Raw genomic sequence first — 21,469 nt, 5'->3', positions numbered from 1 at the left:
TGTCTCACAAGTAAAGGTGATATTAGCCGTTGTTTTTCTCGAAAGACTCGGCTCATAATATACGTTAAGGAATGTAAGCAGAGGGAATTGAGGCACGGAACAGAGGGACCTCGCCGCTTTGAGTCACGGTTCGACTCCATCCTGTACAACCCCGCAGCAGGCCCCCTTGCCGCGGGGTTTCTATTTTTACACCCCTCGCGCTGCAAGATTCGGGTGCGATCGCCGTGAGTGACTCGCCACACAGCGCTGCGCCACAGTCTCTTGTGTGGTTTAATAGTGCCAGATTCATAATAAAAACCGGGGCCAGCGCTTGCTGGCCCCGGTTTTTTTTGCCTGGACATATTTGATGACGGTACGTGTCGATAAGATTTCCCCTGACGCCTGGTTGCTGTTGTGCGTGGTCTGCCTGGGAGCGTTTATTGCGCCTCTGGGAATGGCCTCGGTCAATGTGGCCATCCCGGCGCTCGCGCACGAGCTGCACGCCAACGCGGTGTTAGTCAGCTGGATTCCCACCACGGTTTTGGTGGCGAACATTATGTTTATGCTGCCCGCGGGTAAATTGGCCGACCTGATGGGGCGCAAACGGGTTTTCCAGCTGGGAATCGGGTTAAATGCCCTGGCCTGTATCGGCGCATTCTTTGCCACCTCGGTGCACTGGGTGCTGGCGATGCGCTTTGTTCAGGGGGTGGGCTCGGCAATGATGTTTGCTACCAGTATGGCTCTGCTGATTTCGGTGTTCCCCGCCCACAAGCGGGGTTTGCCGTTGGGGTTGAACGCCGCCAGTGTGTATTTGGGTTTAACCCTGGCGCCGGCGCTGGGTGGTTGGGCCACCGAGACTTTTGGCTGGCGCGCGGTATTTCTCTTGCCCCTGCCGCTGGTGATGGTGGTGTCGGTGTTGTTGCAGTGGGGCATTAAGGGCGAGTGGCGCCAGAGCGAGCCGTCGCGCTTTGACTGGCGCGGGGCACTGTTGTTCGCGTTGTGGGCGGCGTTTTTGGTGTTGGGGCTTACCGGTTTGCCCGAACCCCTGTCTGTCGTTGCACTGGTGCTGTCGTTGGTATTGCTGGGCTTGTTTATTCGCCTGCAGGCAGGTGCCCGCTCGCCTTTGATTCGCGTGCAGATGTTTCGCGAGTCGCGAGTATTTTCCATGTCTTTGTTGGCTGCCGCATTAATGTATGGCGCCAACTACCCGCTGGGCTTTATGCTGAGTTTGTATTTACAGTATGTACGCGGCTTTAGCGCGTTAGAGGCGGGGCAGGTATTACTCAGCCAGGCCCTGGCCATGGCCTGTGTGGCGCCACTGTCGGGTAAGCTGTCGGATATCTTTTCGGCGCGTTGGCTGGCCAGTGTCGGGTGTATTTGCACCCTGTTGGGGTTTTACTGGCTCAATCAGCTCGATGCCCAGACCCCGGAAGGCGATATCCGCATGGCGCTGGTGCTTATCGGAATAGGCTTTGGCTTTTTCTCCAGCCCTAACAACCATGTGGTGATGCATTCGGCGCGTGCCAGTGAGGTGGGGGTGGCGTCGGCAACCCTGAACCTTGCGCGGGTTACGGGCAACCTGGTGGGGATGAGCTTAGTCAATTTGTTGGTTTATTGGCATTTAGGGGACAGCGCTATGAGCGCCGCCGTCGCCCAGCCCCTGCTGGCTACCTTCCACAATGCGCTGCAGTTGGCCCTGGGGCTGTTGACGGTGGCGACGCTGGTGTCGCTGTTGCGCGGCCGCGCAACAGCGACCGCGTCCGGCTAGGACGAGGCCTGCCCGATAAGGACGTCATAGAGGACTCGCGTCGCTTCGTCGGCAACGGTTTGCGAAACCCCCACATGGAAGCAAATTTGCGACGGGCTCTGGTCGATTAAATCGATGGGGATATGAGCATCGCCCAGCGCACTTAAGGCTTCGATAATCGGGTAGTTGTTGCGGTTTAAGCCCTGGCCCACCGGGGTGATGATCGATAAATTGTATTCTACGCGCATATTGTCGGGCTTTAAGCGTTTTTCAATCACCCGGCGCAGGTCATTAATACTGCCCAGTAAATCTTCTTTGCTCACCAGCACCGCAATATCGTCTTTGTCGGTGGGGTAATGGTAGGTATTAATACCGAAGTCGTGGAATATCTGTAGCAGTGAGGCGGTAAAGCCGACCTCTTCACCCAGCATGTCTTTTTCAATGTGGATGTAAGACATATTGTCCAGCCGCGCTATGCCCACCACGCCCTCTTCGGGAACCCGCTCGTTAAGAATCAACGTGCCCGGCTCGTGAGGCGAGTTGGTGTTGCGAATATTAATGGGAATTTTGCGGTCGCGGCACTTGAGCATGGCGTCCAAGTGAAAGACGTTAAAGCCTTTGCTGGAAAGCAAACGGATTTCTTTAAAAGTAAGCCGTGGAATGGCCCGGGCTTCTTTAATAATACGCGGGTCGGCCTCGTACACGCCGTTGACGTCGGTCCAATTTTCGTAAGTATCGGCGTCCAGCGCGTAGGCGATTTCGCCGCCGGTTAAATCCGAACCGCCGCGGGAGAAAACCGCAATGTGGCCGTCTTCGGTCACCCCGTAAAAGCCCGGCATAACCGAGATGCCGTCAAACGCTTCCATAAACTGGACGTTTTCGTAGGCCTGATCCAGAGTGCGCGCGGCTAGGTAGTTGTCGCTGACCAAAAAGCCGATTTCTTCGGGGAGCTGGGCCTTGGCTTTTAAACCGCATTTTTCCAAATAGGCGGCAATAATTCGGGCGTTGTAGTGCTCGCCCCGCGAGGCCAAAAACGCCACGCGCTTGTCGCCACCCAAGTCGGTATTTAAATCCTGCTTAAGTGCTTTAAGAATGTCCGGGGCGTCGATTTTTAAGTCCCGCATAATGGCGGTGAACTTGTCGATAACCGCCTGGCGACTGTCGTCGGCGGTGATGTTTTGGCGCTGGTTATAAAAGTGGATGCCCTTGGTGGCGATGTTGATCAGGTGATCGGTCACCTTCTCTTCGTTTTTGTGGCTGCGGCCCGGGCCTGAAACCACAATCACGCGACGCTTTTTATCGCTTTTTACAATGTCGGTGACTTTGACAATTTGCTTGGCATCGGCCACTGAGCTTCCGCCGAACTTACTGATAATAATATCTGACATGGCTGCTGGCTGTCCGTATGAGTGAAAAAAAGGGAGTGAAAAACGCAAGCCGCGTGGGGCGGCTTGCGTGGGGGCCTTATTAACGGCCGGTCATCATGTCGTCGCGTTTTTGCGCCAGAGCTTGCAGCGAGTCGCGAATAATCCCCAGCCCCTCGGTGAGAAGCTCTTCTTCAATCAACAGTGACGGCAGGAATTTAAGCACCTGATCGTCGGCGCCCGAGGTTTCGATAATCAACCCGCGCTCAAAGGCTTCGGCCGAGGTCTCGGAGGCAACGCCCGGGGTCATTTCCAGCCCCCAAATCATGCCCAGACCACGCACTTTGGGGTTGAACTGTGGGAATTCATCGGCAATTTTCTGCAGCTCTTGCTCGATAAATTTGCCTTTATGAACCACCGCGGTGGCCAGGTCGTCGTTATCCCAAAAGCTCAGCGCTTCGGTGGCGGCGACAAAAGCCAGGTTATTACCGCGGAAGGTGCCGGTGTGTTCGCCGGGTTGCCACTGGTCAAGCTCGGGACGCATTAACAGTAATGCCATGGGCAGGCCGCCGCCAATTGACTTGGACAAGGTGACCATGTCTGGGTGGATTCCCGCGCGCTCAAAGCTAAAGAAGGTGCCGGTGCGACCATTGCCCACCTGAATGTCGTCGATAATCAGCAGAATATCGAACTCGCGGCACAGTTGTTCCAGCTTTTTCAGCCATTCGATGCGCGCGACATTAATACCGCCTTCGCCCTGCACGGTTTCCACGATAATGGCGGCGGGCAAGTCGATGCCGCTGCTGCCGTCGTTGAGGAATTTGCGCAAGTAATCAATGGTGTCGACGTCTTCACCCAAAAAGCCGTCGTAGGGCATAAACGCGGTGTTGCTGCGGCTGCCGTAGGATTCGTCTTTGTAAAAGTAGTTGCCAGTGGCGGCCAGGGCGCCCATAGTCAAACCGTGGTAGCCGTTGGTAAAGGCAATAATGTTGGAGCGCTGTTTTACCATGCGCGCCAGTTTCATGGCGGTTTCTACCGCGTTGGTGCCGGTAGGGCCGGTAAACTGAACTTTATACTGCAGGTTGCGTGGTGCCAGAATAGTGTCGCGGAACTTCTGCAAAAAGGCGCGCTTGGCGATAGTGGCCTTATCCAGGCCGTGGACAATGCCATCGCGTTCCAGGTGTTCAATCAGCGCCTTGGTGACCATCGGGTGGTTGTGGCCGTAGTTGAGAACCCCGGCACCGGCAAAGAAGTCAATGTAGCGCGTGCCGTTTTCGTCAAACAGCTCGGAGCCTTTGGCGACATCAAATACGGTTGGAAATGAGCGAACGTAGCCGCGAACTTCCGATTCCATTTCTTCAAAAATTCTCATGCTTGTCTTTCTCCCGATGATGGTTAAATCCTGCGTGGTACGCGGGGTAAATAATCGTTTTACTGGCCCGACCCTTGTGCCGGTCGAGTCACTGATACGCGGTGACCCAGTATGCGGCTCAGTCCGGCTGGACGTTTCTGGAGGCGGGGGCTGCTACTAATTTTAACTCCGGTCGTTTACAAACAGTGCATTCATCATAGCAAGAGCCGCGCTTAAACACGAATTTGCGCGCTTTGTTACACTGGTTTGTTGGCACTAGTGGGGGCAAATATGGGGACGGGTTATCGGGCGCTGGCGGCCGAGCATGTAAACGAGTACGAAGAAAAACGCAGCCAATTTATTACGGTGTTAGTGCCGGTTTGCTCGCGTGAGCAGGCCATGGATGCGCTGGTGCGTATCAAGGCTGAACGTCCCGGTGCCAATCATTATTGTTGGGCGTATATTGTCGGCGCCGCCGACCAGCCTAAAACAGCGGCGTTTAGCGACGATGGTGAACCCTCCGGCACGGCGGGCAAGCCTATGTTGCATGTGCTGCAGCATCGGGACGCAGGGGATTGTCTGGCCGTCGTCGTCCGTTTTTTTGGCGGCGTGAAGTTGGGCGCGGGCGGTTTAGTGCGGGCCTACAGCGCCTCGGTTTCGGGTGCGCTGGACGGCGCGGCCTGGCGTTCGGTGGTGCCTAAGCAGGCCGTGATTATTGAGGTGCCTTTTCCCCTCGAGCAAAAAATGCGACATCTGCTCGGTGAATACTCGGTTCAGGATATCGAGGCCGAGTATCGCGAGTCGGTCAGTCTGTGCTTTGAGTTGGCTCAAGGGCAGGTCTCGTCATTGCGCCGCCAAGTGGCGCAGTTAAGTTCTGGCGCTGCCAGAGTTTTGCCCGAGGAGAAAAAAGAGTAGGCGAGGTGCGTAAAAAGCGGTACATTTGACATATTATCGTCACAGTTAACCGACAAAGTAGGGACAAATCGAAACATTTGTCGCTCCGACGATCATCGCATTGAGGGCTTGGTTGACAATCCCGAGCGATGCCACGCTTTACCAGTAATAGGTTGGGCCACCTGTACGAATAGAGGTGCCCCGAGCCTGTCACTACGGGAGGTGTCGATGGAAGAGAGGATACTGCGGCTCAATATCGCCGGGCAGCCTATTGAGTGGTTACCCTGGCAGGACGCCGTCTGTCTTTATGCCAGGGATTTGGTGGTTTGGAGCCTGGGCGGCTCGGTGCGCAAAGTGGTGGGCGGTTACGCCCGATGTAGCAGCGTGCGCTCGCAGATAACCCTTCCCGCCATTATCGCCTGTGGCGGCAGTCGAATCGCCCGCTACCGTCTTATCCCCCCGCTTACCAACCGCGCTCTGTTTGCCCGAGACGACCATTTGTGCCTTTACTGCGGCAAAAAATTTATTACCGCTCAGTTGTCCCGCGACCATGTGCACCCGGTCAGTCGCGGCGGTCGGGATGTGTGGCAAAATGTGGTCACCGCCTGCAAGCGCTGCAATCAACGCAAAAGCAATCATCTGTTACAAGATATCGATATGGAGCTTTTGGCTCTGCCGTTTCGCCCCAATATCGCCGAGTATCTTGCGCTGATTAACTCCGATCGAATTCGCGGTGATCAGATGGAGTTCCTGCGCCCGCAGTTTTCGGAAAACCGCGCCTGGCACTGAGTTTGGCTTTGTCGCTAGAATAGCCCTCCATCCAATAACAAGACGACATCCTCGTTGAGGTTTTCTATGGCTTCTCTCTCCCGACGCTCTTTTTTGCACGCACTCGCGGCGACTTCTGTTTGTGGGGCCTTTCCCGGCTTAACCCGAGCGCAAAGCGACGCGTTTTATTTTGATATCTCACTGGCGCAGTGGTCACTGCACAAGGCTTTTTTTGATCAGTCGCTCAGCACCCTGGATTTTCCCTCGGTGGCACGCACCAATTTCGATATTGGCGCGGTGGAGTATGTGAATCAATTCTTTATGGACAAGGCGCAGGATCAAACTTTTTTGCGGGAGTTAAAACGGCGCGCGGACGATCACAATGTCCGCAACCTGCTGATTATGATTGATGGCGAGGGCGACCTGTCTACTGCCGACGAAGGGCGCCGTAAGCAGGCCGTAGAGAATCATTACCCCTGGATAGAGGCGGCCAACACCATCGGCTGTCACAGTATTCGGGTTAACTTACACGGCGCCGGCAGCGCCGAAGACTGGCACAATGCTTCGGTGGCCAGCCTGGTTGAACTGGCCGCGTTCTCCGAGCCTTTGGGGATTAAGATACTGGTGGAAAATCACGGTGGTTATTCTTCTCACGGCGCCAAGCTTGCCGAGGTTTTAAAAGAGGCCGATTCGCCCTACTGCGGTTCGATGCCGGATTTTGGCAACTTTTGCTATCAGCGCGCGGACGGTGGCTTGTGGGATTCGCCGTGCATCAAACAGTATGATATCTACCAGGGCGTGGCCGACTTAATGCCCTATGCAGGCGCGGTGAGTGCGAAAACCTTTCGTTTTGATGAGCAGGGCAATGAGCCGGATATGGATTATCGCCGACTGTTTGAAATTATTAAAAACGCGGGTTACAACGGCTATGTGGGCATCGAGTACGAGGGTAGCGAGCTGCCCGCCGACCAGGGCATTCTCGCGACCAAGCGTTTGCTTGAGCGGGTGCGAAAAGAGCTCGCTTGAGGCGTCAGCCTTAGCGGTAGACCACCTGGCCGCGATAGACGCGGTGGGGGCGATCGCTGGGCTGGGGTTCTTGTGCCGGTTTGCGAGACTCGCTCAGGCTCACTTGGCCGCGATAAACCTTCACTTGCTGAGCGACCTTTTCTTCGGGTTTTTCCAGGCGCGCGGGCCAATCGCCAGCGGCGAGTTGAAACAGCTCTTTGATCAGCGCCCGGGTCACCGCGTCGCGGGTTTGGTGATAATAATCCGCCAGCTCGTAGAATAAATCGGGGTTGGCCAACTTAATGCCAGGCTTAAGTTCAGAGGGGGCTCGGCGACGCAACTCGAGCACCAGGTCAATCATGGGTTTGCTGTACTGCATAAACTGCTACCTGTCCCGTTAGATTGAAAGGGGTCTCCCCCAGAGACAGGGTGTCTGCAAAATGTTCGCCAAGCTGACTATTTCACCATTTAGGCGCCATATGGTCGCTGGAGCGGGCTTGGGGGAAAGCAAGGTGCTTTGTTTTGGGGCTATAGGGCGTGCACTGTGTCCAACATGAGGCGCGGAGGAACCTCTTAAAGGTCTGCAAACACTACTTAACTTGTGCCTTTATGGCGCGGGCTTATAATCTGTTCGTAGCTCTAATTTTACCCGTTCAGGCACGAATGACGTGCTGTAACCGATACTCATAACGATAACTGTGATGATTATGTCCAACCAAATTTCAGGCGCTTTATTGCTGCCCCGCTCACTTCGTCTTTCTATCCTGGCCCTGGCAGTCGCCCTGACGGCCTGCTCGCCACCGGAGCAAACCTCGGAAACGGCCGGCAAAGACCCCGCACCAGCCCCGGCTAATCAAACCGACAAAGGTTCGCCCCTGGCGCCAGAACGTATTGTGGAGATCACCGATGCCGCCGCCAGCACCCGCGCCCAGAGCATCGAGTCGCAAACCAATATGGAGCTCGCCGACGGCTTGCAGATGGAGCTCTGGGCCTCGGAGAAGCTGCTCGCCGACCCGGTGGCCCTGAGCATGGACTACGACGGTAACGCCTGGGTGGCCATTACCCATCGCAGCAATAACTCAGAGTTTGATATTCGTCCCTACCCGCACTGGCTGACGCCGGCCCAGGCGATGCAAGACGTTGAAGATCGTCGCGCGTTTCTTAAAGATTATTTCAGCGCCGATAAAAACCTGACCGCCGATGATATTCCCGACCGCAATAAAGACGGGGTACACGACTGGCAAGACCTGGCAGTGGTCAAAGAAGAAGTGCTGCAAGTGTCCGATACCAGCGGCGATGGCCGCGCTGATCGCGCCCAGACCTTTTTGGAAGATTTTAATACCGAAGTCACCGATGTGCTGGGCGGCATTTACTATCACAATGAATTGAACGAGCTGTTTTTGGCAGTGGCGCCTCACGCCTGGCGGGTAAAAGACGCCGATGGCGATGGCATCGCTGATGATAAGCAGCAGCTGGCCGACGGCTTTGGCGTACATATCGGCTTTAGTGGCCACGGGATGTCAGGGGTCACTTTGGGGCCCGATGGCCGAATCTACTACGGTATCGGCGACATTGGCGCCAATATCACCGACAACGACGGTAACCAGCACGCCTACCCCAATCGCGGTGTGGTGGTGCGCAGCGAGTTGGATGGCAGTAACTTTGAAGTGTTTGCCCACGGGGTGCGCAACACTCACGAATTTGTGTTCGATAAATACGGCAATCTGGTCAGCGTAGATAATGACGGCGACCATCCGGGCGAGTTTGAACGTGTGGTTTATCTGGTGGATGGTTCGGACAGCGGCTGGCGCAGCAACTGGCAGTTCGGCAAATACACAGACCCCAAAAATAACAACTACAAAGTGTGGATGGACGAGGAGTTCTACAAGCCGCGCTTTGAATCCCAAGCGGCGCACATTTTGCCACCGGTGGCTCCATACCACGCCGGGCCTACTGGCATGGTCTACCATCCGGGCACGGGTTTGAGCGAGCGCTGGAAAGACCACTTCTTTATCGTCGAATACACCGGCAATGGGCCGCGCTCTGGCGTTAATGCCTTTACCCTCAAACCCGAGGGGGCGGGCTTTACCCTGGATACCGATCAACAAATGATGCGCGGTATTCAAGCCACCGGCCTGGATATGGGCCCCGACGGCGCTCTTTATACTAGCGACTGGATCGAGGGGTGGCACCGCAATGGCAAGGGCCGTATCTGGAAGCTGGATACCCCGGCCGAGGCCGATGCGGAACAGCGCGCCGAGACCAAGGCGCTGTTACAGGAAAACTTAAGCGAGCGCGATGCTGAATCGCTGGTCGCACTCTTGGCCCACGACGATATGCGTGTGCGTCAGCGGGCCCAGTTTGAGCTGGTCTCGCGCGGCGACGCAGCGCCGTTGGTGGGGGTGTTGGATGCCGACGCTCAATTGGCGCGCATTCACGCCATTTGGGGTATCGGTCAGTTCGCGCGCCAGGAGGCGGCTGCCGCTGAGCCTCTGCTGAGCTACCTGCGCGACGATAGTGACCCAGAAGTTCGTGCACAGATTGCCAAGGTGATCGGCGACGCGGAGTACGCGGCGGCGACCGATGCGCTGTTAAGTAACTTGGAGCACGACAATGCCCGGGTGCGTTTCTTCGCCACCCAGGCGCTCGGCCGGATCGGTGCCGAGCAGGCGACGCAGCCAATCATTGCCATGCTTGAGGCCAATAACGACGCGGACGTTTATCTGCGCCAGGGCGGTGCGGTTGCTCTGGCCCGTATTGGCGATGAGCAAGCATTGGCGGCCCTCGCCGAACACGAGTCCGAGGCGGTGCGTATTGCCGCTGTGGTGGCTTTGGGCCGTTTACAAAGCGATGCCCTGGCGGACTTCCTGGACGATCAAAGCCAGTTCGTGGTTACCAGCGCCGCGCGCGTGATCAACGACGATTTGTTTGTTGAAGGGGCCCTGCCGAGACTGGCCGAGCTGCTGGGTGCAACGCCGTTTACAAACGAAGAGTTACTGCGCCGCGCGATTAACGCCAATGCCTTTGTCGCCGATAAAGCGGCGGCTCAGCGCCTGGCCGACTATGCCGCCGATGCCGGCGCCGCTGCCGCGCTGCGCGCCGAAGCGTTAGAGGCGCTCACCTATTGGGAAAGCCCTTCGGTGTTTGACCGTGTGAGTGGTCGCTACCGTGGTGAGCGTACCGGCAATGCCGCCGTGGCGCGCGAGGTGCTGGCGGATGTCTATCCTGCGCTGCTCGCCGATGACTCTTCTGTCGTGCGCGAGGCTGCGGTTAACGCCCTGGGCAACCTGGCCTTTGCCGATGCTTCCGAGCGCTTAGTGAACTCGGTGCACAACGACAGCGCCGCCGAGGTGCGTCTAACCGCGCTCAATAATCTGCACAAGTTGGGTTATGCCGATATGCAAAAAGTGGTGTATGACGCGCTCAAAGATCAGGACGAAAGTGTGCGTATGAGTGCCTTGGCCATTGTTCCCGATTTGGATATTCCGGTGGAAACCAAAGTGGATATGCACACCATTTTGCTCGCTGAGGGCACCGTGGGTGAGCAGCAGGCGGCCTATCAGTCGCTGGCCAATATCAAGGCTCCCGAAGCGTATAGCGTACTGTCACAACAGATGGACAAGCTGATCGCCGGTGAGGTTGTGCCCGAAGTGCAGCTGGAGCTGGTTAACGCCGCCGAAGCGGCCGGCAGCGACGGGCTGACGCAAAAGCTGGCTGCCTACGAGGCGGCTAAAGATCAAACCAATCCGCTGGAGAAATACGCTGAGGCGTTAAAAGGCGGCGATGCCGAATCGGGTTTTGCCATTTTCAGTTACAGCAGTACCGCCCAGTGTGTGCGCTGCCATGTGATCGGCCCTCGCGGCAGCCATGTGGGCCCCGAGCTGACCGACATTGGCAGCCGTTTGACCCGCGAGCAATTGCTGGAAGCCATGGTGGCGCCCGGCGTTCGTATCGCCCCCGGGTTTGGCAATACTACCGTAACCTTGCAAGACGGTACCGTGGTTGAGGGGCTGTTTGCCGCCGAGGCCGAGGACAGCATTACCGTCCAGGCCAGCGACGGCACCGAGCACACGATTGCGCTCGGGGATATCGCCGAGCAGACTTATTCCCCCTCGGGTATGCCACCCATGGGGCTGATGCTGGATAAAGGTCAGCTGCGCGATCTGGTGGAGTATTTGCACCTGCAGCGCGGCCAAAGTAAGGCGGTTTCACACTAAAGCCCGCTGCGCGGGGCGGCCTTAGCGCCGCCCAAGCAAAAATACCGGCCTCGTGCCGGTATTTTTGTATGGGCTCCGCGGAGCCTCTGATCAAGTCCCCAGTGGCCTCTGGCTTACAGAGCTTTTCGAGATCAAGGCGGCGAACTGAAAGCGGGCTGACGGCCCGGTGAGGTGAGCTAACACAGAGATCGGAAAGCTCTGTAAGCCCCGAAGGGCGCGGCCAAAACGTTCATCCGCTGTGTTGCACTTCTTGCCAAGGACTATGGCCATTGCCTGCGAAGCGCGCCTTGCGGAGTGAACGTTTTGACTCGCGCAGAGACCGCTGGGGACTTGATCAGAGGCTCCCTATGTCTTATGGGGCAGGGGCCTATCCACCACGAAAAAGCCCCCGCCGAGCGGCGAGGGCTTGGTTGCTACTTACTTGAGGCGGGAATTACTCGTAATCACAGGCCTCGGCGCTGTGTTTTACCAAATAGTCTTTGTAGTTGCTGGCGTCCGTGTCCATACAGCCTTCCAGGTTCAGTAGCTTAACGCTGCGAAAATCAATGGGGGCCGACTCCGCCTGCAGGGCAATATACCCCCCCTCTAGCGCGGTACCATCGTCTTTTTGCAAGTCCGTATAGCGCATCACCTCTTCGCCGTTGACCTTGTGCACCGCCAATTCGCGGCCGTGTACTTCCAGCTCTACCGTGACCCATTGGTCGCCCGGGTAGGTGTTACTGCTGGAGTTGATGCAGTGGTCTTTGCGCAGTACCGGCGCCATCACCACATGCGTGCCGGGTGTACACAGGTTGGCGGTACTGCGCTCGCCCGAGTCCTTACCGCCCAGTAGTTGGTACTCGATACTGAGCGGAAAGTCTTGCCCTAGCGCCATGGTTTCGGGCGCCTGGGCGTGGTACATAATGCCGTTATTGCGCCAGGCCCACTCGGGCCCGCCATCCACCTGGGGTCCGGTAAAGCGGTACTCCACTTGCAGCCGATAGTAGGAAAAGGGCCGTACTTTATAAAAAATATGGCCGAAATCGTCGTTAAAATCCGGGTATTGGTCGTAGCGCACCTTTAGCAAACCGTCTTCGGCGCGGAAAGTGTTGTGGGTATTTTCACCCAACTCCGAGTGGCGAATTTTAATCGCCCAATTGTCTAAATCCTCGCCGTTAAACAGGGCTTGCCAATCGCTCTCGGCTGGGGCAGCAAGAGCGGCGACGGGACTAAGGGCGAGAGCAAGGGCGAGAGGTTTGAGTGGCGACATGGCGGCTCCATTATTTTATTGGTGAAATTGTTGCCAAATATACACGAGGGCGAGCCGGTTGGGGAGTTTGTCGCTCACTCCCCAATGGTGTGATTCATCGCCCGCGAGGGGTGGGCGCAATCGGCACTGCCCACTATCTTGGCGGGGACGCCGGCGACGGTGGTACGCGGGGGCACACTTTTAAGCACGACGCTGCCTGCGCCTACTTTGGCGCAGTGGCCGATTTCAATGTTGCCCAAAATCTTGGCGCCGGCGCTGATCAGCACGCCGCTGCGCACTTTGGGGTGGCGGTCGCCGCTCTCCTTGCCGGTGCCGCCTAAGGTGACCGCTTGCATAATCGACACTTCATCTTCCACTACCGCGGTTTCGCCAATAACGATACCGGTGCCGTGGTCGAGCATAATGCCCCGGCCGATGCGGGCGGCCGGGTGGATGTCCACGGAGAAAACCACCGATATACGGTTTTGCAGAAACAGCGCCATGGCGCGGCGTTCTTTGCCCCAAAGCCAGTGGGCGATGCGGTAGGCCTGCAGGGCGTGAAAGCCTTTAAAAAATAAAAACGGGGTGGTCAGCGAGCAGCAGGCTGAGTCGCGCTCGTTAATCGCCTGAATGTCCGCGCGCATGGCAGTGCCTATGGCCGGGTCGTCGGCCAGGGCTTCGTCGATCACCTCGCGCACCGAAATGGCCGGTAGCGCGGGGCTTTCGAGTTTGTTGGCCAGATGAAAGCTGAGGGCATCTTCCAGGCTAGTGTGATTGAGAATGGTGGCGTATAAAAAGCTTGCCAGCATAGGCTCTTTAGCCGCCTGCTCGGTGGCGCTCAGGCGAATTTGTTCCCATACCGGGTCGGCGCTGGCAGCGGCTTGCTGAATAGTCATAGTGGCTCCTTTAAATGCTTATGCCATTATGAGGCTTAGGTTTCAGATTTCCAGAGCCCGGCTAATAAACTTCCAGCGCCGGCTCGTTCAAAGCCGCCAATTGCTCGCGCAACTCCAGAATATGCTCGGCCCAGTAGCGTTCGGTATTAAACCAGGGAAAGCTGTGGGGAAAGGCTGGGTCGGACCAGCGCTTCGCCAGCCAGCCGGCGTAATGCATAATGCGCAGGGTTCGCAGGGCCTCAATTAACAGCAGCTCGGCGGGGTTAAAGTCACAGAACTCCCGGTAGCCTTCCAGGATTTCCGAAATCTGCGCGGTTTGCTGGGCGCGATCGCCCGACAGCAGCATCCACAAATCCTGAATCGCGGGGCCCGAGCGGGCGTCGTCAAAGTCCACAAAATGCGGCACATCGTCGCGCCAGAGAATGTTACCCGGGTGACAGTCGCCGTGCAGGCGGATGCGCTGGTAGGGTACTTGCTCCAGGATTTCCCGGCAGCGGCTAATTAAGTCCTGTCCCAGGCTGTCGTAGGCGGCGCGCAAGGAGTCGGGAATAAACGCATTGGCGCGCAGAAAGTCGTAACTGTTTACCGCAAAAGTCTCGGTGTTCAGTTCGGGCCGGTGGGTAAAGGGTTTGGATTTGCCCAGGGCGTGAATCCGCCCCAGCGCGCGGCCCAGACTCAGCAAATGGTCAAAGTTATCCAGGGTGGGGGCGTGGCCGCCCTGGCGCGGGTAGAGCGTAAAGCGAAACCCCTGATACTCAAACAGCGTGCGCCCGTTTTGCGCCAAGGGTGGTACTACCGAAACCCCCAGATCAAACAGCTGCTGCGAGAATTGGTGCTCTTCCAGTATCTGCGCATCGCTCCAGCGCTCGGGGCGGTAAAACTTTGCAATCAGCGGGCTTTGCCCTTCAATGCCCACTTGGTAGACGCGATTTTCGTAACTGTTGAGAGCAAATACCCGCGCATCGCACCAGTAATCCAAGCTTTCCACGGCATCCATGACCAGGTCGGGGGTCAGGGCCTGATAGGCGTGGGGCTGAATGTCGTTAGGGCTGTCGCTCATAAAACCATCGCTATCCGCTGAGTGAAAGCGACATTGTACGGGTTTAGTGCTCTGGCGTGCGCGCCAGCGCCCAAATTTGTACCGAGGCGGCGCCGGCTTTGCGCAGCAGCCGACTCAGGGTGCGGGCGGTGGTTGTGGTGGTGACAATATCATCCACCAAAGCCACATGCTGCCCTTGCAGGGGCCGGGCGCGGTAAATGCCGCGAATAGTCCGGGCCCGCTCTTGGCGGCTTAGGCCGTGCAGGGGCGTTGAGTGCCGGGTTTTTTGCAACAGCTTGGGCGCCAAGGGTGCGCCGCTGGCCCGCGATGCGGCCCGGCCCAGCCACAGGGTTTGATCCAGGCCGCGTCTGACTAAACCCCGCCAGTGCATGGGCACGGGGACTATAAGGTCGGCGCGGGCGTGATGCTGGCGCAAGTGGTCCTCAAAAGCCTTGCCCAACCAGTAGGCGCTGGCCAGACAGCGCTCAAACTTAAATCGGCCGATCAGGTAGTCGAGGGGGAATTGGTAGTAAAAGCAGGCCAGGGTGTGCGTAAAATCCGGCGGGTGCGCGAGGCACTGACCGCAGTAGTCGCTGTTGCTTGTCAGAGGTAGAGCGCACAGCTGACAGCTAAATTGCGGTTGGGCTTGTAACTGCGCCAGCATCGTCTCACAGTGCGGGCACAAGCGCCGCTTGCTGGGCTGATGACAGAGTAGGCAAAATTGCTGCAAAAACACTTGTTAACCAAAAATCCTTTTCCAGGTTGACAGCGCCGCCGCCGCCTTTATGATAGTCCCCACCGAGATTAGCAGTTGCGCGGCCTGTTGCCAGGGCGAGCGCACCAACCGATGGAATTATTATGAACGCATCTGTATCTGCCCCCGCTCTGCGCCACGATTGGTCGCGTCAGGAAATTTTGAATTTGCTGGCCCTGCCGTTTAACGATTTATTGTTTCAGGCGCAAACCGTACACCGCGCCCACTTTAACGCTAATGAAGTACAGGTCAGCACACTGTGCTCGATTAAAACCGGCGCCTGCCCCGAAGACTGTGCCTACTGCCCGCAGAGCGCGCGCTACGATACCGGGCTGGAAAAAGAAAAGCTGATGGCGGTAGAAAAAGTGGTGGAAGAGGCCCGCGCCGCCAAAGCCAATGGCGCCACCCGTTTTTGTATGGGCGCCGCCTGGCGCTCGCCCCGGGGTAAGGACATGCCCTATGTCACCAAAATGGTGAGCGAAGTTAAATCCATGGGCCTGGAAACTTGCATGACCTTAGGCATGCTAGACGAAACCCAGGCCCGTGAGCTGGCCGATGCTGGCCTTGATTACTACAACCACAATCTGGATACCTCGCCCGAGTTCTACGGCGAAATTATCACCACCCGCACTTATCAAGATCGTTTAGACACCCTGGCCAATGTGCGCTCGGCGGGCATGAAAGTCTGCTGTGGTGGCATCGTGGGTATGGGCGAAGAGGCCGGTGACCGCGCGGGATTACTGCAGCAGTTGGCCAATATGCCCGATCACCCGGAATCGGTGCCGATTAATATGCTGGTTAAAGTTGAGGGAACGCCGCTGGAAACAGAAGCGGATTTGGACCCCATCGACTTTATTCGCACCATTGCCGCCGCTCGTATTCTCATGCCGCAGTCCCATGTGCGTCTGTCCGCCGGGCGCGAAGAGATGAGCGATGAAATGCAGGCCATGGCATTCTTTGCCGGGGCCAACTCTATTTTCTACGGCGAAAAATTGCTTACCACCGCCAACCCCGAAGCGAACAAGGATATGCAGCTGTTCGCCCGCCTGGGGATCAAACCCGAAGAGCGTCACGTACACGGCGATGACGAGGCGGTAGAAGCTGACATCGCCGCCAATCTGGAAGCGGCGCACAACGACAAGTTCTTTTACAACGCGGCTAACTAACGGCCCATGAACCCCTTCCAGCAACACCTGCAGGCGGTGCTTTCCGAGCGCCGCCAACAGCACCGCTATCGCTCCCGCCCCGAGATTGGCGCCCCCCAGGGGCCAGAGTTGGTGGTAGACGGGCGCCCCTACACCGCGTTTTGCAGCAATGATTATTTGGGGCTCGCCAATCATCCCGATATGCGCGAGGCCATGGCCGATGCCGCGCAACACTGGGGCGTCGGCAGCGGCGCCTCACATCTGGTGTGCGGCCACAGTGACGAGCACCATAAATTAGAGCAAGAGCTGGCGGCTTTTTGCGGCCGCGAGCGCGCGCTGGTGTTCTCTACCGGGTTTATGGCGAATCTGGGGGCGATTACCGCTTTGGTGGGCAAGGGTGATGCGGTGATTGAAGATCGTCTCAATCACGCCTCCTTGCTGGATGCCGGCTTGCAAAGCGGCGCCCGCTTGCGGCGCTTTCAGCACAATGACCTCGACTCGCTTCAGCGCCAGTTAAGTCTGAGTGCTCAGGCCGTTAAATCTCTGGTGGTGGTGGATGGGGTTTTCAGTATGGATGGCGATTTGGCGCCTTTACCCCAACAGGCGGCGCTGGCCGCCGAACACAACGCCTGGCTGATGGTGGATGACGCTCACGGCTTTGGCTGTCTGGGTGAAACCGGCGGCGGTGTCTTGCAGCATTACGGTCTCGGCCAGAACGAGGTGCCGGTATTAATGGGCACTTTGGGCAAGGCGGTGGGCAGCTTTGGCGCCTTTGTCGCCGGTTCCGAGGCGCTTATCGAAACCCTGATTCAGCTTTCCCGCAGCTATATTTACACCACCGCTTTGCCACCGGCGGTCGCGGCCGCCAGTCGCAAAAGCCTGCAGCTGATTTGCCGCGAGAGCTGGCGACGCACTCATTTACAGGCACTTATTGCGCGTTTTCGCCGCGGCGCCCAAGCGGCAGGGCTGACGTTGATGGACTCGCCCACCGCCATTCAGCCAATTTTGGTGGGTGACGATGCCAAGGCCCTGGCCTTGTCGCAGGCGCTGCGCGAGCAGGGTTACTGGGTGAGCGCCATTCGCCCGCCCACCGTGCCCGAGGGCAGTGCTCGCTTGCGAGTAACGCTAAGTGCGGCCCACAGCGAGGCTCAGGTGGATGGCCTGCTGGTCGCCCTTGCTCGGGGGCAGTCCGAGGTGGGCGACTAATGCTCCAGTATCAGCGCTATTCGCCGCTAGGCTCCGCCGGTGATATTCCTTTGGTGTTATTGCACGGGTGGGGTTTTGACCATCGCTCAATGGAGCCTTTTGTGCAGCCTCTGCGTGAGCTGGGCGAGGTTTGGAGTGTCGATATTCCGGGGTTTGGCGAGGTCGATGCCGATTTCGACGCCGACGCATTTATCGCTGTTTTGGCTCGGGAGTTACCCGCACAAGTCTATCTAATCGGCTGGTCCCTGGGCGGGGCGCTCGCGCTGGATTTTGCGCTCAGTCACCCCGAGCGAGTGGCCTCTTTGGTGACCCTGGCCACCAACCCTAAGTTTGTCGCCGACGGCGATTGGCCGCAGGCGATGGACTCGCGGGTGAACCGTGGCTTTAATCGTGGATTTGCCCAACAGCCAGAGGCAACGCTCAAGCAGTTTTGCGCGCTGGTGGCTCAGGGTAGCCGGGCCGAGAGGCCGCTGGTTCGCACTATGCGCCAGCGTGTGGCCGCAGATGCTGCTGGCAGACAAACTGAGTGGAGCGAGGCCTTGGCGTATCTGGCGGCGACGGATTTTCGCGCCCGAGCCGAGAGCCTGAAAGTGCCGGGCCTGCACATTTACGCCGCCAACGATGGGCTGGTCCCCGCCGCTTGCGGTGAGTTTTGGAATAATAAGCCCGATCAGCAGAGCCGTTTGGTCGCGGAGGCCAGCCATTGCCTCCATTGGGATCAGCCTAGTGCGGTCGTAAAACTGATCAGTGATTTTGTTCGCCCGGCGGGTAAACAATTGGACAAAGCGCGTATTGCGCGGTCGTTCAGTAAGGCCGCCCCCAGTTATGAATCGGCGGCACGCCTACAGAAGCGAGTGGGTGAGCGCTTACTATCCGCAATTGATTCGCGCGCCTGCCGGGTATTGGATGCGGGCTGTGGCACGGGCTATTTTCTGCCCCACCTAAAAGATAGAACCCAGGCGCAAGAGCTAACCGCGCTGGATTTGGCCCAAGGGATGTTGAGCTACGCGCGCCAGCATCACCGCGATGTCGATCATTGGGTGTGCGCCGATCTGGAAGCAATGCCCCTGCCTTCGAATTCGGTCGATTTGATCTATTCCAGCTTGGCGGTGCAGTGGTGTGAGGACCTGATGGCCCTGGCCTGTGAGTTGTATCGCGTATTGGATGGCAATGGTCGTTTATACCTGGCCACCTTGGATGAAGGTACTCTGGCAGAGTTGCGCCAGGCCTGGCAGCGGGCGGATGGCTATGTCCACGTCAACCGCTTCTATCCTGTCGGCCTTTTGGCGCAGGCGCTAGAGGCTGCAGGCTTTACCAATATTCGCTGGCACACCGAAACAGAAGTTATCTATGCCCCCAGTTTTCGTCACATTGCCCGCGAGCTCAAAGACTTGGGGGCGCACAATCTTAACGCGGGGGCGCCGCGCGGTTTAACCGGTCGCCAGCGTCTGCGGGCGCTCGAGTCCGCCTACGAGGCTTTTCGGGTTCCCGAGGGGTTGCCCGCCAGCTATCAAGTGACCTATCTGCAAGCGAGTAAAACCGTGCCATGAATCATTACTTTATTGCCGGAACCGATACCGATGTGGGCAAAACTCGCATAGCCGCCGCGCTTTTGTACGCCGCGAGGCAGCGGGGTTTGACCACTGCCGGGGTCAAGCCTGTGGCGGCCGGTTGTGAGGAAAGCGCCGAGGGGCTACGCAACGACGATGCACTGCGCTTGCAGGCGCAGTGCGAACCGCCGCTCGACTATTCCCAGGTGAATCCGGTAGCCCTGGCACCGCCCATCGCGCCCCACATTGCCGCCGCCGAGAAAGGGGTAAGCCTGAGTGTGGCAGAACTTTTGCCACCGGTGCGCGACACCTTATCGGCGGGCGCCGAGTTTGCGCTGGTCGAGGGGGCCGGTGGTTGGCGGGTGCCGTTAAATGAACGCGAAACCCTGGCTGATTTGGCCGTGGCGCTTAAGCTGCCGGTGATCTTAGTGGTGGGGGTGAGGTTGGGGTGTATTAATCACGCCCTGCTCAGCGCCGAGGCAATTCGCGCCGATGGCTTGCCTCTGGCAGGCTGGGTCGCCAATGGGATAGACCCCCAGGCTGCGCGCGCCGAAGAGAACATCGATACCCTGCGCCACTGGTTGCAGGCCCCCTGTTTGGGGGTGGTGCCTTTCTGTGACGGCGGCGAAGCCCCCGAGCTTGCTCGCTACCTGGATCTGTCTTCGTTAGTGCCCGCTGGCTATAAGCCCTAAGTTTTAGTGCCAAGACAGTCTTAGCAGGCGGATACTTTGATTGTTTTTTGTACGCCTTTGGCGCTAAAATAAAGATCAGTGTCGCTATTTTAGCCGTGGAGGTTATTGTGGATGTAGGTTCAGTGGTAAACCAGAGCCTTATTGGTATGCAGAGTTCGCGGGCCGAAATCACCCAGTCGGCGCAGCAAATCAATCAGGCGGCGGCCGGCGATACCTCGCAAAGCCTGGCCGAGCCTCTGGTCAATATGCAGGTTCAGCAGCAGGTGTTTGATAGCTCGGCGCGGGTGTTAGAAACCGCTAACGAGACTATGGGGACCCTGTTGGATATTAAGGCCTGAGGTCTGCCGTGATTAACTCCTTTCCCTCGAACTTTGCCAATGCCGTGGTGCCTTTTGCACCGCTTGGCCGTCAGGCCGTGGGAGAGGAAAATACCGAATTAAAAAGCTCGAGCTTCAAAGCCTTGGAAGAGGGCGCTGCCGGAGCCCGAGGGGAAAATCGTCGCTCGCCGGATGATCGCCCAGGTGAAGTGGAAGAGCGCGAGCGCACCCGCGGCGAAGATCGCGCGCCAGGGGCGGTATCGGGTAAAAATGCCGAAGCGGCTGAACAAAAACAGCAAGAGCTAGAGCGCGAGCAGGTGCGCGAATTGGCCGCCCGCGACCGCGAGGTTCGCGCCCACGAGCGCGCCCATGCAGCTGTGGGTGGTGTGCATGCCGGCGCGCCTACCTATGAATACACCCGCGGCCCCGATGGCATTAATTACGCCACCTCGGGCGAAGTTAATGTCGATACCAGCCCGGTGCCCGGAGATCCTCAGGCAACCCTGGAAAAAGCTCAGCAGATACGTCGTGCCGCCATGGCGCCCGCCGAGCCCTCGGGGCAGGATCGCCAAGTGGCGGCTCAGGCCGCTCAGCTTGAGGCGCAAGCGCGCGTCGAAATAGCCGAACAGGCTCGGGAAGAGCGCCGCGCGGAGCAGGCCGAATCCGAACAGTCGCGCGAGCGGCGCCAAGCTGAAAACAGTCCGGATGAGAGCACGCAGCCCGTTCGGGCCGAGTCGGGCGACAGCGATAAAGACGATGAGCGCGAGCGGCTTGCAGAGGCGGCCCGCGTTACCGCCGACATTGTCAATCGCAATATCGATATTAACCGCCAGCTTATCGATATCGGGGTGGTGGAGCCGCCGATTAATAGCGGTGCGCTACTGGATCAACGCGCCTAAAATTTTTGCTCGTTTGTTTGCGCCCTCGCATTACTTCCCTTATTCCCCCCATTTTGTTTTGTTGTTACTCTCACGTTTAAGAATAATGTGAGAGGTCGAGCCATGCCCAGTAAGTTGAATCCGGAAGATCAGGCGAGAGTGGATAAAGTCCTGCGCCAGGGAGCGAATCGTGTAGAGCGCAAGCCGTTTAAGGTGTGGACTCTGTTCGCGGTTTTACTGTTGGTGCTAACCCTGATGAGCGGAGTCAGCTATTGGATCGCCTGGCAGTATGGGGTGGTATAGCTGGGCGGTTTCGGAAATTAACCGGCGATTGTCTAAATTCTCTTCTGGTTGTCTGCAAAATATCCAGCCCACTGTCTTTATAAAAAGAAAAGTGAATTCACCCTTGACCACACCCAAATGCCTCCCTATAATGCGC

The 21,469-nt window shown here is 57.8% G+C and carries 19 protein-coding genes; 12 read left to right on the top strand and 7 right to left on the bottom strand.

Annotated elements, in window-relative coordinates; translation table 11 throughout:
• Window positions 1-346 precede the first annotated feature (346 nt).
• Window positions 347-1,747, top strand: a complete 1,401-nt coding sequence (locus tag M6D89_RS10880; RefSeq protein WP_253968099.1) for an MFS transporter — start codon at window positions 347-349, stop codon at window positions 1,745-1,747.
• Here M6D89_RS10880 and M6D89_RS10875 read toward each other — a convergent pair.
• Window positions 1,744-3,114 (bottom strand): aspartate kinase, encoded by a 1,371-nt coding sequence (locus tag M6D89_RS10875; protein ID WP_253968098.1) that lies wholly within the window; start codon window positions 3,112-3,114, stop codon window positions 1,744-1,746. The genes M6D89_RS10880 and M6D89_RS10875 overlap by 4 nt on opposite strands.
• A gap of 79 nt (window positions 3,115-3,193) precedes the next feature.
• Window positions 3,194-4,462, bottom strand: a complete 1,269-nt coding sequence (gene ectB / locus M6D89_RS10870) for a diaminobutyrate--2-oxoglutarate transaminase (protein WP_253968097.1) — start codon at window positions 4,460-4,462, stop codon at window positions 3,194-3,196.
• 270 nt (window positions 4,463-4,732) lie between these two features.
• On the opposite strand from ectB, the gene M6D89_RS10865 reads away from it, so the two are divergent.
• The 3 genes from M6D89_RS10865 (at window position 4,733) to M6D89_RS10855 (ending at window position 7,129) form a co-directional block, all read left to right on the top strand.
• The gene (locus M6D89_RS10865; RefSeq protein WP_253968096.1) at window positions 4,733-5,356 is read left to right on the top strand and encodes an IMPACT family protein; all 624 of its coding nucleotides are present in this window, start codon (window positions 4,733-4,735) and stop codon (window positions 5,354-5,356) included.
• Between the two features lie 207 nt (window positions 5,357-5,563).
• Window positions 5,564-6,124: an HNH endonuclease gene (locus tag M6D89_RS10860; protein WP_253968095.1), complete on the top strand. Its 561-nt coding sequence runs from the start codon at window positions 5,564-5,566 to the stop codon at window positions 6,122-6,124.
• A gap of 66 nt (window positions 6,125-6,190) precedes the next feature.
• On the top strand, window positions 6,191-7,129 hold the full coding sequence (locus M6D89_RS10855; protein WP_253968094.1) for a sugar phosphate isomerase/epimerase family protein: 939 nt from the start codon (window positions 6,191-6,193) through the stop codon (window positions 7,127-7,129).
• A 10-nt stretch (window positions 7,130-7,139) separates the two neighbouring features.
• On the opposite strand, the gene M6D89_RS10850 is transcribed toward M6D89_RS10855, so the two are convergent.
• A complete protein-coding gene (locus M6D89_RS10850) occupies window positions 7,140-7,487 on the bottom strand; it encodes a hypothetical protein (protein WP_253968093.1) in 348 nt (115 codons plus the stop codon).
• A gap of 328 nt (window positions 7,488-7,815) precedes the next feature.
• Between M6D89_RS10850 and M6D89_RS10845 the strand changes: the two genes are divergently transcribed.
• Complete coding sequence (locus M6D89_RS10845) at window positions 7,816-11,325, top strand: HEAT repeat domain-containing protein (protein WP_253968092.1); 3,510 nt, start codon at window positions 7,816-7,818, stop codon at window positions 11,323-11,325.
• 433 nt (window positions 11,326-11,758) lie between these two features.
• Here M6D89_RS10845 and M6D89_RS10840 read toward each other — a convergent pair whose 3' ends face one another.
• The 4 genes from M6D89_RS10840 to M6D89_RS10825 form a co-directional block, all read right to left on the bottom strand.
• A complete protein-coding gene (locus tag M6D89_RS10840) occupies window positions 11,759-12,574 on the bottom strand; it encodes a 3-keto-disaccharide hydrolase (RefSeq protein ID WP_253968091.1) in 816 nt (271 codons plus the stop codon).
• A 74-nt stretch (window positions 12,575-12,648) separates the two neighbouring features.
• On the bottom strand, window positions 12,649-13,449 hold the full coding sequence (cysE, locus tag M6D89_RS10835) for a serine O-acetyltransferase (protein ID WP_253968090.1): 801 nt from the start codon (window positions 13,447-13,449) through the stop codon (window positions 12,649-12,651).
• A 61-nt stretch (window positions 13,450-13,510) separates the two neighbouring features.
• Window positions 13,511-14,509, bottom strand: coding sequence for a serine/threonine protein kinase (locus tag M6D89_RS10830; RefSeq protein ID WP_253968089.1), 999 nt, complete (start codon window positions 14,507-14,509; stop codon window positions 13,511-13,513).
• A gap of 43 nt (window positions 14,510-14,552) precedes the next feature.
• A complete protein-coding gene (locus M6D89_RS10825; protein ID WP_253968088.1) occupies window positions 14,553-15,152 on the bottom strand; it encodes a ComF family protein in 600 nt (199 codons plus the stop codon).
• Between the two features lie 194 nt (window positions 15,153-15,346).
• Here M6D89_RS10825 and bioB point away from each other — a divergent pair, with 194 nt between their 5' ends.
• The 7 genes from bioB (at window position 15,347) to M6D89_RS10790 (ending at window position 21,333) form a co-directional block, all read left to right on the top strand.
• The gene (bioB, locus tag M6D89_RS10820; RefSeq protein ID WP_253968087.1) at window positions 15,347-16,408 is read left to right on the top strand and encodes a biotin synthase BioB; all 1,062 of its coding nucleotides are present in this window, start codon (window positions 15,347-15,349) and stop codon (window positions 16,406-16,408) included.
• Window positions 16,409-16,414: 6 nt separating this feature from the next.
• Window positions 16,415-17,593, top strand: coding sequence for an 8-amino-7-oxononanoate synthase (bioF, locus tag M6D89_RS10815; RefSeq protein WP_253968086.1), 1,179 nt, complete (start codon window positions 16,415-16,417; stop codon window positions 17,591-17,593).
• Complete coding sequence (bioC, locus tag M6D89_RS10810; RefSeq protein WP_253968085.1) at window positions 17,593-19,143, top strand: malonyl-ACP O-methyltransferase BioC; 1,551 nt, start codon at window positions 17,593-17,595, stop codon at window positions 19,141-19,143. The genes bioF and bioC overlap by 1 nt, the downstream gene beginning before the upstream one ends.
• A complete protein-coding gene (gene bioD, locus M6D89_RS10805) occupies window positions 19,140-19,835 on the top strand; it encodes a dethiobiotin synthase (protein ID WP_253968084.1) in 696 nt (231 codons plus the stop codon). The genes bioC and bioD overlap by 4 nt, the downstream gene beginning before the upstream one ends.
• Window positions 19,836-19,942: 107 nt before the next feature.
• A complete protein-coding gene (locus M6D89_RS10800) occupies window positions 19,943-20,173 on the top strand; it encodes a hypothetical protein (RefSeq protein WP_253968083.1) in 231 nt (76 codons plus the stop codon).
• A gap of 8 nt (window positions 20,174-20,181) precedes the next feature.
• Window positions 20,182-21,051 carry a putative metalloprotease CJM1_0395 family protein gene (locus M6D89_RS10795; RefSeq protein WP_253968082.1) on the top strand — a complete coding sequence of 290 codons (870 nt, stop codon included), beginning with the start codon at window positions 20,182-20,184 and terminating at the stop codon, window positions 21,049-21,051.
• Between the two features lie 102 nt (window positions 21,052-21,153).
• Entirely contained in the window at window positions 21,154-21,333 is a 180-nt protein-coding gene (locus M6D89_RS10790) for a DUF3094 family protein (RefSeq protein WP_253968081.1), read from the top strand.
• Window positions 21,334-21,469 lie beyond the last annotated feature (136 nt).

This window comes from Gilvimarinus xylanilyticus, from assembly GCF_024195295.1.
GTDB classification, from domain to species: domain Bacteria; phylum Pseudomonadota; class Gammaproteobacteria; order Pseudomonadales; family Cellvibrionaceae; genus Gilvimarinus; species Gilvimarinus xylanilyticus.
Note: the sequence above shows the minus strand (reverse complement) of the source record. Positions and strands in the feature narration are given on the sequence as shown.

Coding starts and splice junctions, on each gene's coding strand:
- M6D89_RS10880 (WP_253968099.1), top strand. CDS start 347: ATGACGGTACGTGTCGATAAGATTTCCCCTGACGCCTGGTTGCTGTTG.
- M6D89_RS10875 (WP_253968098.1), bottom strand. CDS start 3,114: ATGTCAGATATTATTATCAGTAAGTTCGGCGGAAGCTCAGTGGCCGAT.
- ectB (WP_253968097.1), bottom strand. CDS start 4,462: ATGAGAATTTTTGAAGAAATGGAATCGGAAGTTCGCGGCTACGTTCGC.
- M6D89_RS10865 (WP_253968096.1), top strand. CDS start 4,733: ATGGGGACGGGTTATCGGGCGCTGGCGGCCGAGCATGTAAACGAGTAC.
- M6D89_RS10860 (WP_253968095.1), top strand. CDS start 5,564: ATGGAAGAGAGGATACTGCGGCTCAATATCGCCGGGCAGCCTATTGAG.
- M6D89_RS10855 (WP_253968094.1), top strand. CDS start 6,191: ATGGCTTCTCTCTCCCGACGCTCTTTTTTGCACGCACTCGCGGCGACT.
- M6D89_RS10850 (WP_253968093.1), bottom strand. CDS start 7,487: ATGCAGTACAGCAAACCCATGATTGACCTGGTGCTCGAGTTGCGTCGC.
- M6D89_RS10845 (WP_253968092.1), top strand. CDS start 7,816: ATGTCCAACCAAATTTCAGGCGCTTTATTGCTGCCCCGCTCACTTCGT.
- M6D89_RS10840 (WP_253968091.1), bottom strand. CDS start 12,574: ATGTCGCCACTCAAACCTCTCGCCCTTGCTCTCGCCCTTAGTCCCGTC.
- cysE (WP_253968090.1), bottom strand. CDS start 13,449: ATGACTATTCAGCAAGCCGCTGCCAGCGCCGACCCGGTATGGGAACAA.
- M6D89_RS10830 (WP_253968089.1), bottom strand. CDS start 14,509: ATGAGCGACAGCCCTAACGACATTCAGCCCCACGCCTATCAGGCCCTG.
- M6D89_RS10825 (WP_253968088.1), bottom strand. CDS start 15,152: ATGCTGGCGCAGTTACAAGCCCAACCGCAATTTAGCTGTCAGCTGTGC.
- bioB (WP_253968087.1), top strand. CDS start 15,347: ATGAACGCATCTGTATCTGCCCCCGCTCTGCGCCACGATTGGTCGCGT.
- bioF (WP_253968086.1), top strand. CDS start 16,415: ATGAACCCCTTCCAGCAACACCTGCAGGCGGTGCTTTCCGAGCGCCGC.
- bioC (WP_253968085.1), top strand. CDS start 17,593: ATGCTCCAGTATCAGCGCTATTCGCCGCTAGGCTCCGCCGGTGATATT.
- bioD (WP_253968084.1), top strand. CDS start 19,140: ATGAATCATTACTTTATTGCCGGAACCGATACCGATGTGGGCAAAACT.
- M6D89_RS10790 (WP_253968081.1), top strand. CDS start 21,154: ATGCCCAGTAAGTTGAATCCGGAAGATCAGGCGAGAGTGGATAAAGTC.